Origin of the sequence: Planktothricoides sp. SR001 (assembly GCF_001276715.1) — a bacterium.
Lineage (GTDB): Bacteria > Cyanobacteriota > Cyanobacteriia > Cyanobacteriales > Laspinemataceae > Planktothricoides > Planktothricoides raciborskii.
In genome coordinates, this window is sequence record NZ_LIUQ01000012.1 from 99,004 (window position 1) to 113,290 (window position 14,287).

The following is a 14,287-nucleotide window of genomic DNA, read 5'->3' on the forward strand; positions in this document are numbered from 1 at the left end:
TTCGCCCCTACAAAGGTAAATTGTTCCCCAAATATTTTTGATGTGTTTATAATAGAACCGCTTCTAATTTTTGTTGTTCCCAGAGCAATCGATAGAGTCCACCTTCCTGCAAGAGTTTTGTGTGAGTGCCACTCTGCACGATCGCCCCAGCAGCCATGACAAAAATTCGGTCAGCTTTGGCAGCGGCAGACATTTGGTGAGAGATAAAAATCACCGTTTTCCGCTGAGTTCCCGTGGAGAGATTTTTGAGAATATCCGTGGCGGTTTGGTTATCCACACTGGAAAGGGCATCATCTAAAATAAGCACGGGTGCATCCATTAATAACGCTCTCGCGAGGGCGGTACGTTGCCGTTGTCCCCCGGAAAGGGTAATCCCTCTTTCCCCCACAATTGTTTGATATTGTTGGGGAAAATTGAGAATTTCGGCGTGAATTTGCGCTTGTTTGGCGGCATATTCTACTTGTGTTTGATCCGCCAATGGGTTGCCATAGCGAATATTATCTTGAATGGTGGTACTAAAGAGAAAACTTTCTTGGGGAACATAGGCGATCGCCCCCCGTAAATCCGTTAATCTTAATTGGGTGATATCTTGTCCATCCAAAAATAACTGACCGGGTTCAATATCTAGTAACCGGGGCAAGGCATTAGCTAAGGTCGATTTTCCAGCAGCAATTGGCCCAACGATCGCGATCGTTTCTCCGGGCATAATATCAAAACTGACATGATTTAATGCGGGAATTTTGCTATCAGGATAATAATAAGTCAGATGACGAGCAGTGAGTTTTCCTTTAGCCTCTTCTGGGGGTAAAGAAATCGCCTGAACCGAGTCAACAATTTTTGGTTTAGCTTCGAGAATGGCTTCGACGCGATCGACACTCACCTCTCCCCGTTGATAAGTGGTAATGGTAAAACCCATCAAGGCAGTGGGAAATACTAACCGTTCCACATATAAAAGTAAGGCGACAAAATCTCCGACGGTAATCACTTTATCCGCGATCGCGTTTCCCCCAAAGGCCAATAAAACCAGTAAACTAATACTGGCTAAACCCCCCAAAATGGGAAACAATAAGCTGCGAGTTTTGGCTAACTTTAAATTAGCCTTCAATAAGGTTTCATTTTTATCAGCAAAAGCTCGCCGCTCATTTTCCTCTTGGGCATAAATTTTAATTAAAGAAATCCCGCTCATATCCTCTTGAATTAAATCGCTCAAATTGGATAATTCTTCTTGAACGGTTTGCTGCTGGGTGCGGAGTTGATCGCTAAATAGTTGCACAATAATCATCAGCAACGGATACACAGAAAGCGCCAATACAGTCAACTTCACATTAATCGATAGCATCACCGGAATGGTCAGCCCATAAGCAAATACGATATTGGCAAAGGATAACATAGCAAACCCAACTAACCGGCGAATACTATCCACATCAGAAGTCGCACGGTTAATTAAATCTCCCACGGGGTTTGCGGCAAAATAAGCCGGTTCTAAAGTGAGTAAATGTTCAAAAATCTTTTGCTTGAGGTCAAATTCTACTTGTCTTCCTACCCCAAACAGCCACATTCTTGAAGCAACGCGAATCACCCACATAACGGTGGTCATTACCAGGATAATGATGACATATTTCAACATCAGTTGAAAGTCAAACATTGCTTGGAGTTCATCAATACTATTGCGAATTAGCAGGGGAATATAAACCCCTAAAGCATTGACGATCAATAGAGTGCCAATTCCCCCTAGTTCTTGTCTCCAGTAGGGACGGATGTAGTCGATTAGTGTTTTCAGTCTTGAGCGAGCCATGTTTTGCCCTGGAATTTCCAATGATTTCAAAAATTAATCTTAATTTTATCACTTTTGCTAGGGGTGCGACAGCTTGAGAAACCGGGTTTCTTGGCAAAATCTCTGTTATCCAACCTTCATGGCTGATAGAAACCCGGTTTCTTGGTTGCTTGGGTTGGTTGCTTGGGGGGCGACAGCTTCAGAAACCGGGTGTCTTAATACCATCTTTGTCACCCAAACCAAGAAACCGGGTTTCTTAGAGAAACCCGGTTTCTAACCCGGTTTTTTTGTTTATTTTAAACTAAATTAAACTCTTTCATCGCGGGGATAAAATTAGCATTTTCGTGGCTGGAACGGCTGAGTTTAATCAAGGCAAATCTTTGTAAGGGAGTGAGTTTTGCCCATTGTTCTAAGGTAATGGTTAAATTAAAGGCTTGCGCCTTTCCTTGCACCATTTCTGGTACAATTGTATCATCTAACCAGGAGGGATTTTCCTCAATGGGCAGGTCTTTGGCTTCGCTGCCCGTATATTCGATTACTTGTTGGTGTAACCAGTCGTGATAGTCTTTTACTTCCGTGAAGCTATCGCAAGGGCGATCGCACAATTGGGAACGAATTTCTTGGGGAAACTTATGCCAATGGGCTAATTTTAACTTCACCCCACAAGTATCGAGTTTATAGCGTACTTGCATAGGGATGCAATTCAGGGAATCAACAAAATCCGCTTCAAATTGAAAAAAAGTCATCTTCTTTTAGGTGAGTGATATTAACTGGGTATTAACTGATTTATAATCGCCGATTGCTATGGCGGATAATGAAATAACTAAGGGATAAAGCCAGGATAGCTGTTGCCACTCCAATTAGATCAAATCCTCCAGCTTTGTTAAAGTCGAAAATAATAATTTTCCGAGCCATTGCGATCAGAGATGTCACCAGCACTAACTCCATTTGTACCACATTATTTTGCAGATAGGCGGTAATATTTTCGAGAATTTCCAGGGCAATTAATACATCTAAAAATAAGCCAAACAGTTTAAATAATATTTGATGACCCACCAGGACAGGTTGGGTAGTAAATTCTTCTAGGGTGACAATAATTAAGTCCCAAACTGAGACAATGATGACAAAAATCATTACCAAAGATAAGACTTTGGCAGTAAACTTTTGGATTTTATTAATGCTGTAAATAAAAACTGAGTCATCAAAAAAACTGATAATTTTTTGAATTAAATTTATTTGGGGGTGTCGCTCGTTTTTCATGCTTTTTTTAAAAAAGACTGCATAAAAAAACTGACTTCAGATGAAATCAGTCTATTTTTCGATTTAAGTTGCGGACGATCCAGTAACTAATGGAAAGGGCAAAAATGGCCAGTCCTAGACCGATTAAATCTAAGCCTTTGAGCTTACTAAAGTCAAAAATAATGATTTTCCGAGCTACCGCTACCAAAGAGGTGACAATGACTAATTCGACTTGAACGACGTGCTTGCGTAAATAAGCAGTAATATTTTCTAAGACTTCTAGGGCGATTAAAATATCTAAGAATAAACCAAAAATTTTAAATAAGGTTTTATCTAAAAAAATATCTGGGGTGTCTAGAAAATCTTTAGCCACCACAAGAATCAGGTCGCCCACTGAGACGATAATGATAAAAATCATTACCAAGGAGAGGATTTTAGAAAAGAATCCTTCCATCCAGTGGATGCCAGACATGAAATTATCATCGCGAAACCACATCGCGATGTCTGTGAACAATTTGTTAAGTTGAGTTTTTTTGATGGGAGCCATAGACTAGGAGGTAGGCAAAGGGCTGAAATCTGGACTGGAACTATTATCATGCCTAGTCTATAGCACAGTGGCTTCTAATTAGAAGTTTTAAAAGAAAAAATAACCGAGTTTCTACGATCGCTGCTGTTGAGTGACAGAGATAGTCTGAAGCAACCCGGTTTCTGCTTGGGCGATCGCCACTAACTGCACCGCACAAGCTTTTAACTCTGGTTGCAAGGAGTCGGGACAGGACTCGGAGTGAGTCAGGGCGTTGGCTTCGGCATTTTCAGCCCAAAGGAAGCCCCAGTGCATCGGTACAAACACTGTTCCACGGGCGATCGCCTCCGTAATCATGGCCGGAAACACAGCATTGCCACGGGGCGATCGCACTTCCACCGACATTCCCTCAGAAATCCCCAACTTTTCCGCATCACGGGGATGAATTTCTATAAACGGATCTGGGTGCATCTTAGCGGTCTTGGGAATTCGTCCCGTCCGAGTTTGGGTATGCCAATGACCATAAAGCCTGCCCGTAGTCAGCACAAACGGATAATCGGGATTCGGCGGTTCCGCCAAACCTTTGGAATAATAAGCCCCAAACCGAGCTCGACCATCGGGGGTATTAAAGCGGAAATCCGTATATAACCGCTTATTCGTGGCAAAGTTGGGGGTAACTTGGTCAGCGGAAAAAGGCCATTGAATCGGGCCATGTTCCGCCAAAAGTTGATGACTCAACCCGGAAGTATCACAAGGACGACCTTTGGTTAATTGGACAAATTCCCCATAGACTTCGGCGGAATTAGCAAAATTAAACTTATCGGCAAAACCCAAACGCCGCCCCACTTCCGCAAAAATTTCCCAATCCGCTTTAGCTTCCCCTGGGGGTTCGCGAAATCCAGCGCACAAAGTCACCACCCTTTCCGAGTTGGTCATCACCCCTGTTTTCTCACTCCACTGGGCAGCAGGCAACAACACATGGGCATATTGCGCGGTTTCCGTCGGATAATAGGCATCTTGATAAACCGTAAACGGGGATTGACGCAAAGCCGCTTGAGTCCGCTTGATATCCGGCATACTCACCGCTGGGTTGGTGGCGGCAATCCATAAAAAACCCACTTGTCCCGCTTCTAAACCCCGGATCATCTCCACGGTGGTCATCCCCCGTTGGGGCTGAATGCTGCCTGGGGGAATTCCCCAAAATTGTTCGACTTCTGCCCGATGTTGGGGGTTTGAAATCGACCGATAGCCCGCTAAAATACTGCAAAGTCCTCCCGCTTCTCGACCTCCCATCGCATTCGGTTGTCCGGTGAGGGAGAATGGCCCCGCCCCCGGTTTACCGATTTGCCCAGTCATTAAATGCAGGTTAATCAGCGATCGCACCTTAGCAGTTCCTTCCGACGACTGATTCATCCCCATTGACCAAAGAGACAAGACGCGATTTGACTCACCCCACCACCGGGCTGCTTGTTCCAATTCATCCAGCCGAATGCCACAAGTTCTTGCCACCAATTCCGGGGCGGTGTTCTGAATTACTTCGGCAAAAGCGGGAAACCCAGAGGTACATTCATCAATAAAAGACGCATCAATATATCCCCATCGCATTAATAAGTGGGCGATTCCATTTAATAAGTCAATATCTGTACCCGGTCGAATGGCTAAATGTAAATCAGCGGCTTCAGCGGTTTGGGTGCGGCGCGGATCGACCACGACCATTTTCACTTGGGGATTTTTTTTGTGGTGTTGTCGCAGGCGATTAAATACAATCGGGTGACATTCAGCGGTATTGGTGCCAATCAGAAAAGCAAAGTCAGTAAGTTCTAAATCTTCATAGCAGCAAGGGGGGCCATCAGACCCAAAACTTTGGGTATAACCCACCACCGCACTGGACATACAAAGGCGGGAATTAGTATCAAAATTGTTGCTGTTTAAACAGCCGGTAAAAAGTTTTTCAGCGGTGTAATAGTCTTCGGTTTGAAACTGACCGGAACCGTAGAGAAAAAGTGCGTTTGGCCCTTGGGTTTCTCGCACGATTTGAATCCGTTGCACAATGCGATCGAATGCTTCATCCCAGGTGGCGCGGCGAAAGGGTTGATCGAGAGATTCTCGCATCATGGGATATTTCAATCGATCTTTATGTAATGATTCGCTAACTGTAGCGCCTTTGACACAGACTTTGCCCAAACTAGAAGGATGTGCGCGATCGCCTTGAACTTTCCAAATCGGCGTTCCTTCACCATCTTTATGAGTGGGTTTTCCCTTTTGTGCTGGTGGGGATACTTCCAAACCACAGCCCACCCCACAGTAAGGACAGATAGTTTTGTTTGAGTTAGTTTGGTTAGAGTTAGTCATAATATAATTGTTTCGGTGAGTAAATATGATTGTTTGATATAAATATTAGACATATTAGACAATTCTGGCTTTCATACCGTAGAATATCCCCCCAACCGATGGCGGTGGATACGCCATCGGCTATATTGAAAAATTCGATGCATCTAATCTAATATTACGATGTTTAATTATTTGCTTAATTATTTGCTTAATTATTTGCTTAATTATTTGCTTAATTATTTGCTTAATTATTTGCTTAATTATTTTTCAACAACCCAGGAATAGCTGGGGTGAATGCAGGTCTATAAAAAATATCAATTTTTTGACAATTGCATTATCACCCAGCCGCCCGGAAAGAAAAAATTCAGGTTTAATTACCGGAAATCCAAGGGCTAACTTCTAGTTGCCCACTGGGGGTAAAAACCACCACAAATTTAGCAGTTTTGTCTGAGGTTGCCGCCGGATCAATTAAGCTGGGTAAAGGAGTTTCATTGCTATAATTTTTGGCTGATTCATTGATTTCTTTGTAAGAGGCGATCGCCCCTGATTCAGTTACATTAATCTGATACACCAGACTAGAGGTAAATGTGGGATTAGTCGTCCAATTTTCATCAATTTTGCTCAATACTTGGCTGTTTAATGCTTCAAGAGTGGCCGGATCCGTAATAGTCGATTCGGCGATCGCGGGAGCGCTAGTCGCGGGAGCGGTCGTCGCGGGAGCGGTCGTCGCGGGAGCGGTCGTCGCGGGAGCGGTCGCTGTGTCGATCCTGGGCTGACTGGTGACGGAAAGGTTCTCTGTCACCAGGGGGATTTCTTGATTCGTCCCCGAAGTCGATTCAGGGGACAGGGAAGTTTCACCTGGATTGCTGGGGGTCGATAGGCTGGTGGAATAAGTCACAGCGGGTTTACTTTCCTCAGCAGGCGTGGCCATTTTCTCAGGAGTCACCTTGGGTGAGATGAATTGTAGAACCCCGCCTAAAATCAATACAGACACGGTGGCGCCAGTGGCAATCAGGGCATCAGAACGGTAATGTTGATCGGCAGATGTGTTTTCAGTCACTTTATTGCTAGACATAGCAGGTTTTTCCCTTACTTTAAAGTAGCCAAGGTGTATGAGAATATTATGACAATTTTACCTAGTTTTTTCAGATTGAACGGATTATTCTCACTTAGCGGCTGCACATTACCATAAGATTCAAAATTTAAACGTTATCAGTGAACAATCGACCCTGGGAATGTCTGAATTGCTTAATCTGAGAGCTTTGAGCTTTACCGTTAAGGTTAAGTTTTTTGCCTCTGTTTGGCGGTAATGGCTGGGTGGCAAGTCAAGGCGATCGCTTCTCGGAGCGAAATCCTCCGTTTGCTTACGATTCTTGACTCAGCCACGGCCTCACTTCCCGTTGCCCCTCTGGGGTAAACATGACCAAGAACTTAGCCACGGATTTTTCTGCCGCGAAGGTTTGGGTCATGTCTGTGCTGTGGTTGATGGTGTGGTTCATATCCCGGTGATTTACAGAACCAAGACTCAACTGACTCAACTGATTTAAAGGAGTTTACATAGCGGCGATCGCTCAATAACTCGCCATCAAACCTTCTTCTTTGCGCCAAAATTTTCGATTAACAAATTTTCCAGAAAAGGCTTCAAATCTTCACAAGCAATCCCCTTAGTCACACAAGTACCCAAATGAGCATCTTTGCCAACTTTGCCACCCATATAAATATCCACCCCTTCCACGGTTTTGCCATTCTTGCGGACTTTGGTTCCCATCAAACCAATTTCTGCCACTTGGGGCTGACCGCAAGAATTCGGGCAACCGGTCCAATGCATTCGCACTGACTGGGGAATATCTAATTCTGCTTCCAATTCTTTCACCAGTGCGATCGCCCGGTTCTTCGTTTCCACCAGAGCAAAATTGCAGAACTGCGCCCCAGTGCAAGACACCAAACTGCGAGCCAACGGATTGGGATTAACCGAAAACTTCTCTAACAATGGCTCTTGTAAAAAAGCATCTAAATGGGCATCTTTAACATGAGGAATAATCACATTCTGCTCCACCGTCAGGCGAAGTTCTCCTCCCCCATAAACCGCTGCCATGCGAGCCAAATCAAACATATCTGAAGCATACAAACGACCCACAGGAATATTTAAACCCACATAATTCATTCCCGGTTGCTGCTGAGGATAGACCCCAATATGATCGCGCTTATCCCAATCAATTTCATCTGCCAAAGCAGCGGTTGCCAAAGGGCGTCCTAATTGGCTTTCTACTTTAGCGCGGAACTTTTCGATACCCCACTCATCAATCAGCCACATCAACCGGGCTTTTTGGCGATTTGCCCGCAAACCGGAATCTCGATAAACCTCTAAAATAGCCCGGCAGAGATCCACCACATCATCATTTGGTGCTACCCAAGCATTCAAAGGAATCGCCGCTTCACAACGTTTCGCCGAAAAGAAACCACCGACCAAAACATTAAAACCCAGGGCACCATTTTTATAAGCAGGGACAAAAGCCACATCATTAATTTCGGCGTGAACTGAATTATCTCGTCCCCCTTCAATGGCAATATTAAATTTGCGGGGTAAGTTACTGAATTCGGGATTTCCTGCACCATGATTAGTAATCATATCTTGAACTTTTTGCACTAATTCTCTGGTATCAATTAATTCATCGGCACTAATCCCCGCAACTGGCGATCCGGTGATATTTCTCACATTGTCCATCCCCGATTGAATACTGGTCAAATTCACCGATTCAAGACGGCGGAAAATATCGGGAATATCTTCAAAGCGAATCCCGCGTAGTTGCAGATTTTGTCTGGTGGTAATATCTGCATTGCCATCTTCTCCATAGCGATCGACAATTTCTGCTAAAACCTGCATTTGTTTACTGGTGAGAATGCCGTTAGGCGTCCGTAAACGCAGCATAAATTTACCCGGAGTGACAGGCCGAAAGAAGATGCCCAGCCACTTTAAGCGATGATTTAGGTCAGTTTCATCAACGGATTCCCAACCAATTCTGGCAAATTCATCGAGTTGGTGTTTAACAGCTAACCCATCTTTTTCTTGTTTTAACTTTTCAAACTTATTAGATTTCGTATCTACAGGGCTGGTGGATGTAATCATTGAACGATCGCTCCTCGTTTTACCTCAATATTGTTCTACAAACATATAAATTTAATCCGACAATCTAGTGAAGGTTTAAATTTAATTATTGAATTTTTATTTTTTGCTTAATTTTTTGGGCATATTTAATCGAATTTTTACTTAATAATTCGGCGTTTTGCCGGTATTTTTAGTGTAATTTAAAGGGACTTTTCCCCTTTTTTTGTAGTGGTTTTTACAATTTATTAAGAAATATGGGGCTTTTGCATATTACCAATTCTTTTTTTGCATACATGAACGATATTGCCCACCAGGAAAGCTTCCGGGGCTTCCTCTGTGGAGGAGCGGCAACAGGCAAGGGGGAAGCGGATAGAGGATAAATTATAACAGATGGCAGATAATGAGTAACAGATAAATTATAAACAATAGAGGAGAAAAGATAGTGAATAGTGAGTAGTAAATACACCAACGATAGATGATAGAGAGAGTACAGGATAGAGAAAAAATTTTCACTCTTTACTTTTCACTTGTCACTTGTCACTATAAAGCCAGCACCTGGTTTATCGAACAACCGGGTTTCCGTTCTTACTGCGTAAATATACGGATACACGCAAATTCCGTATCCGTATATTTACGTAAATTAAATTATGCAAATGTCACGATGGCTGAAGTAATTTGTTAGTGGTATATTTTTATTGTCCAGGTAAGTACCGAGATTTATCCTGACTTCAGTAAAACCGTCAATTACCACAAAAATATATAAAAATTTATAAAAATATATAAAAATATACAAAAAAATTGTGCTTAAAAAAACGGAACTAATTATTTACTATCCCGGATAATCCTACAAATCAACCAGTAGTTTTTCAGCCCGTATCCTTATTGGGTGGGTTAATTATTTGATCGTTTGATCGAGGTCTAATGGTTGAGAATTAACTGCACGTCTCAATAATTCCAACCATATAAAAAATTGATTGATTTGGGTAGAATGACCATGAGGAATGTCTGAGGGAGATTCACTGACTGTAACCAGGAGGCTTTATGTTAACTCTATTTAAAATCCTATGGATGCAAAAACCATCGATCGCGCTAGTAAGTGGGACTTCAGAAATGCCCCAAATGTGCTTGACAATGGTTTTAGATTCTTGCAATGTTGTGCTTTCTCTAGTTCTAGGAATCATTTTCTGGCAATGGTTCCGCCGCTTCAACCCTCAATTTACCATGTCGCCGGTGCGAATTTTTTCGGTGTTGCTACCCTTATCGATCGCCTTGGGAGTTTTGAATTTACTTCTTCCTGGGCAGGATGATCCTTGGATCTACTGGGTGTTGAAGATTTTACCAGGGACTATCAGTGTGGTAGTGGCGGCAGCCCTGGGGACAAGGATATTCTCTCGGAGTTCCCAGGAGGAAGTTTGTGACGTTATTCCTTGTCAGTCACCGTTTATCCCCGCTCAAGTTCCGTCTGAAGGGCGATCTAGTGAAAGCGTCAGTCCGTTTTTCTCAGACTATCCCTGTGTGATATCTTGTGTAGATGCTCACCCAGAAAAGCAGTTGGCCATGCAATTTTGTCAAAATTTGCATACAAAACTCCAGGCAAAAAATGCTGAATTTGAGGGTATTTTTCAAGCATTTCCCGATTTATTTTTACTCGTTGACAACGATGGCACGATTTTAGACTATCAAGGAGAACATCGTTGCAATATCCACATTTCACCCACGGCAATTGGTCAACAAAAAATTCAAGAATTATTGCCATCCCCAGTGGCTAGTCAGTATGAGCAAGCAATCCGTTTAGTGGCCAAGCATCAGTGGATGACTACCATTGAGTACGAGATCGGTGGATCGGCTGGTGAACAAATCTATGAAGCAAGGCTAATCCCATTTTGGCATCAAAAAATTATGATGTTCATTCGCAATACCACCGATAAAAAACAAGCCCAAAGCGCATTGTGCCAATCTTATAAGGAATTATCAGACCTTAAGTACGCTTTGGATCAATCGGCGATTGTTGCGGTGACAGATAGAAAAGGCACAATCACTTATGTGAATGATAAGTTTTGCCAGATAGCGGGCTATTCCCGCGAGGAACTGATCGGTCAGAATCATCGCATCGTCAAATCCGATGAACATTCGTCAGAGTTTTTTCGCAATCTTTGGTCTACGATCGCCCAGGGGAAAATTTGGCGAGGTGAAATCAAAAATAAAACCAAAGATGGCCATGATTACTGGGTAGATACCACGATTGTGCCATTTTTGGATCAGCAGGGGAAACCGTTTCAATATTTATCGATTCACACGGATATTACCGCTCGCAAGCAAGCCGAAAAAGCCCTCCATCAACAACAAAAACGCTTGAGTATTTTGCACCAAATTGACCGGGCAATTTTGGAAGCAGAAGAACCAGAAGCGATCGCTGAGGTGACAGTGAAATATCTAAGAACTCTACTGCCTTGTCAACGGGTAAGTGTGATTTCTTTTAACCTGAAGACCGACGAAGCGATCGTGTTAGCGATCGATGCCGACCGAGAAAGCTGTATTTTAGCCGGAAACCGTTTACCGCTGATGAATCAAGACGGTTTCGCCAGCCCAGACAAACTAACCAACGGAGTTTTGGTGGTCAAGGATATTCTGGAGTTATCCAATTTAACCCCGGTACAGGAAAGTCTGAAAGCGGAAGGACTTAGATCCTGTGTTTGTATTCCCCTGAAATCGAGAAACTCACTCCTCGGTAGTCTCAATCTTTGGTCAAACCGTCCCGGTGGCTTCTCCGATGCCCAAATCGCCATTGCCCAGGAAGTCACGGATTCTTTGGCGATCGCCATTCAACAAGCCCGCCTACGCCAAACCGTGCAATCTTACGCCCAGGAACTAGAGCACCGCGTCGCCCAACGCACCGCCGAACTCCTCAAAGTTAATCAACAACTCCGCAAAGAAATAGAGCAGCGGCAAGAGATAGAAGCACAACTCTACCATGAAAAAGAAGTCGCCCAAGTCACCTTAAACTCCATCGGCGACGCTGTAATTACCACCGACCTCAACGGCATCATTCAAAGCTTGAATCCCCAAGCAGAAATCCTCACCGGGTGGCGACAGTCCGAAGCCCAAGGTCAACCTTTAAAGCTGGTGTTGCAACTATTCAACGCCGTTACTGGAGATCCCGTGGAAAATTTCCTCAGCGCCTCCATCACCAGCCGGTTGTCCGCATTTTCCCACCATACCTTAATTAGAAATCGCGACGCTGAAGAATTCATCGTCGAACCTTCCGTCGCCTTCATTAGAATGAGCAATGCGGAAATTATCGGCATGGTGGTGATTTGTCGGGATGTCACGGAAAATCGTAAACTCGCCGCCCAGTTATGTTGGGAAGCCAGTCACGACCCCTTAACTAATTTGATTAACCGACGAGAGTTTAAGCGTCGGCTGTCAGAATTGATGGAAGAAAAATCAACAACTGAATCGGAACATAGCTTATGTTATCTGGATTTAGATCAGTTTAAGATTGTCAATGATACCTGCGGTCATGCCGCTGGGGATGAACTGTTACGTCAAATCACCACCTTGTTGCAATCTCAAATTAGAAAAACTGATTTGCTGGCTCGTTTGGGTGGGGATGAATTTGCGCTTTTATTATATGAATGCCCTCTGAAACAAGCGCGACAAGTGGCGGAAGATTTGCGGCAAGTAGTGCAAGATTTCCGCTTTGTTTGGCAAGATAAAACCTTTTCTATTGGTGTGAGTATTGGGTTAGTTAAACTTGACCCGGTTGTTACTAGCTTGGCGGATGTTATGAGTGCGGCTGATTCTGCCATGTACGCCGCCAAAGATGCGGGACGAAATCGGATTCATGTTTATCAAGCCAACGATCAAGAATTGGCTCAACGACAAGGGGATATGCAGTGGGTGTCTCGATTGGTCAAAGCCTTGGAAGAGGATCGATTTTGCTTGTATTCACAGGCGATCGCCCCAGCCCAACCCGACTCTGGCAAGCCTGATCATTATGAAATTTTAATTAGAATTACCGACGAAAATGGCATCATAATTCCCCCAGGAATGTTTATTCCTGCCGCTGAACGCTATAACCTCATGCCCAAAATTGACCGCTGGGTGATCCGCAATTTATTTAGTTATCTATCCAGCAATCTCAAGCACTCATCCTCTGGAACGAAAACCTCCGCCGATGATCTGCTTTCTCCTTACCCTAAACCCGTTGGCGAATCTAGTATCTACACCGTCAACCTTTCCGGTGCCAGTTTTAACGATGAGCAATTTCTCTCTTTTCTCCAAGAGCAATTTGCTCAATATCAAATTCCCCCCCAAATGATCTGCTTTGAAGTCACCGAAACTTTTGCGATTAGCAATTTAAACAAAGCGATCCAGTTTATTCACGCCCTAAAACAACTGGGTTGCTCCTTTGCCTTAGATGATTTTGGCAGTGGAATGTCTTCTTTGACCTATTTAAAAAATCTGCCGGTAGATTATGTCAAAATTGACGGCTACTTTGTCAAAAATATTCTCGAAGATCCGGTTAATGCCGCGATGATTGAAGCCATCAACAAACTTACTCATGCGATCGGCTTACAAACCATTGCGGAATTTGTCGAAAATGAGCAAATTTTGCATAAACTCCAAGAATTAGGAGTGGATTATGTCCAAGGCTATGGCATTGCCAAACCCAGTCCCTTGGGAGGAAATTTGATTAATATGTCGATCGCCAAACAAAAACCAAAACCCTCACGGCAAGTCCAAGCGGGATAGAAGCTTTTAGGGGCTTTTCTGGGGGCAGGGGATACCACTCTTGCCCCCATTTCATATCGTCGTCATACGGAGATATCACGGAGATATTTCTGTATAGCGTTGCTCATTACAGCGTTTCTCATAAAGGCACTTATTTTTCTCTGTCCCGAACCGCTTGATGCGGGAATCCACAATTTTATTTTACTAAACCTCACCGGATTAAAAATATAAATTAACTAAATTAACTAATACCAATTCCAAAAATTATTGCTACAATTACGAGGTTAATTGGGGCATTAGTAGGGGCGAAAGAAAAGGCGGTGGTCGCCCCGCGCAATGGCGCAAGCCGCCGCGCCCCTGCTGTTGCATGACGTTGGGATAAAATTAAGCGAATAAAAAATCTAGCCAAAGATCAGGAGAATTTTTATATAAATCAACAGATCAATCATTCACGGCACATCCCAGTCTCCTTTGGAGATGACTTTGATGATTTTTCAGATCAGTCTAGGCAGAATTTTCTCCGTGATTTAAGATAAGCTATTCATCAATTCAGATATATTCTCAATCCAAATATAAATAA

At 43.5% G+C, this 14,287-nt stretch carries 9 protein-coding genes; 1 reads left to right on the forward strand and 8 read right to left on the reverse strand.

Annotation, left to right across the window (positions count from 1 at the left end):
- Positions 1 to 46: 46 nt before the first annotated feature.
- The 8 genes from AM228_RS09610 to AM228_RS09640 form a co-directional block, all read right to left on the reverse strand.
- Positions 47 to 1,795: an ABC transporter ATP-binding protein gene (locus AM228_RS09610; protein ID WP_054465901.1), complete on the reverse strand. Its 1,749-nt coding sequence runs from the start codon at positions 1,793 to 1,795 to the stop codon at positions 47 to 49.
- A gap of 275 nt (positions 1,796 to 2,070) precedes the next feature.
- Positions 2,071 to 2,520: a nitrate reductase associated protein gene (locus AM228_RS09615; protein ID WP_054465902.1), complete on the reverse strand. Its 450-nt coding sequence runs from the start codon at positions 2,518 to 2,520 to the stop codon at positions 2,071 to 2,073.
- A gap of 40 nt (positions 2,521 to 2,560) precedes the next feature.
- On the reverse strand, positions 2,561 to 3,034 hold the full coding sequence (locus tag AM228_RS09620; RefSeq protein WP_054465903.1) for a phosphate-starvation-inducible PsiE family protein: 474 nt from the start codon (positions 3,032 to 3,034) through the stop codon (positions 2,561 to 2,563).
- Between the two features lie 46 nt (positions 3,035 to 3,080).
- Positions 3,081 to 3,527 (reverse strand): phosphate-starvation-inducible PsiE family protein, encoded by a 447-nt coding sequence (locus AM228_RS09625; RefSeq protein ID WP_322096563.1) that lies wholly within the window; start codon positions 3,525 to 3,527, stop codon positions 3,081 to 3,083.
- Between the two features lie 144 nt (positions 3,528 to 3,671).
- On the reverse strand, positions 3,672 to 5,888 hold the full coding sequence (locus AM228_RS09630; RefSeq protein ID WP_054465905.1) for a molybdopterin oxidoreductase family protein: 2,217 nt from the start codon (positions 5,886 to 5,888) through the stop codon (positions 3,672 to 3,674).
- Between the two features lie 349 nt (positions 5,889 to 6,237).
- Positions 6,238 to 6,942, reverse strand: a complete 705-nt coding sequence (locus tag AM228_RS09635) for a hypothetical protein (protein WP_054465906.1) — start codon at positions 6,940 to 6,942, stop codon at positions 6,238 to 6,240.
- Positions 6,943 to 7,231: 289 nt separating this feature from the next.
- A complete protein-coding gene (locus AM228_RS36115; protein WP_255353176.1) occupies positions 7,232 to 7,366 on the reverse strand; it encodes a hypothetical protein in 135 nt (44 codons plus the stop codon).
- Between the two features lie 86 nt (positions 7,367 to 7,452).
- Positions 7,453 to 8,994, reverse strand: a complete 1,542-nt coding sequence (locus tag AM228_RS09640; RefSeq protein ID WP_054465907.1) for a ferredoxin--nitrite reductase — start codon at positions 8,992 to 8,994, stop codon at positions 7,453 to 7,455.
- Positions 8,995 to 10,014: 1,020 nt separating this feature from the next.
- Between AM228_RS09640 and AM228_RS09645 the strand changes: the two genes are divergently transcribed.
- Positions 10,015 to 13,728, forward strand: a complete 3,714-nt coding sequence (locus tag AM228_RS09645; RefSeq protein WP_054465908.1) for a bifunctional diguanylate cyclase/phosphodiesterase — start codon at positions 10,015 to 10,017, stop codon at positions 13,726 to 13,728.
- Positions 13,729 to 14,287 lie beyond the last annotated feature (559 nt).

Coding starts and splice junctions, on each gene's coding strand:
- AM228_RS09640 (WP_054465907.1), bottom strand. CDS start 8,994: ATGATTACATCCACCAGCCCTGTAGATACGAAATCTAATAAGTTTGAA.
- AM228_RS09620 (WP_054465903.1), bottom strand. CDS start 3,034: ATGAAAAACGAGCGACACCCCCAAATAAATTTAATTCAAAAAATTATC.
- AM228_RS09615 (WP_054465902.1), bottom strand. CDS start 2,520: ATGACTTTTTTTCAATTTGAAGCGGATTTTGTTGATTCCCTGAATTGC.
- AM228_RS09645 (WP_054465908.1), top strand. CDS start 10,015: ATGTTAACTCTATTTAAAATCCTATGGATGCAAAAACCATCGATCGCG.
- AM228_RS09630 (WP_054465905.1), bottom strand. CDS start 5,888: ATGACTAACTCTAACCAAACTAACTCAAACAAAACTATCTGTCCTTAC.
- AM228_RS36115 (WP_255353176.1), bottom strand. CDS start 7,366: ATGAACCACACCATCAACCACAGCACAGACATGACCCAAACCTTCGCG.
- AM228_RS09610 (WP_054465901.1), bottom strand. CDS start 1,795: ATGGCTCGCTCAAGACTGAAAACACTAATCGACTACATCCGTCCCTAC.
- AM228_RS09635 (WP_054465906.1), bottom strand. CDS start 6,942: ATGTCTAGCAATAAAGTGACTGAAAACACATCTGCCGATCAACATTAC.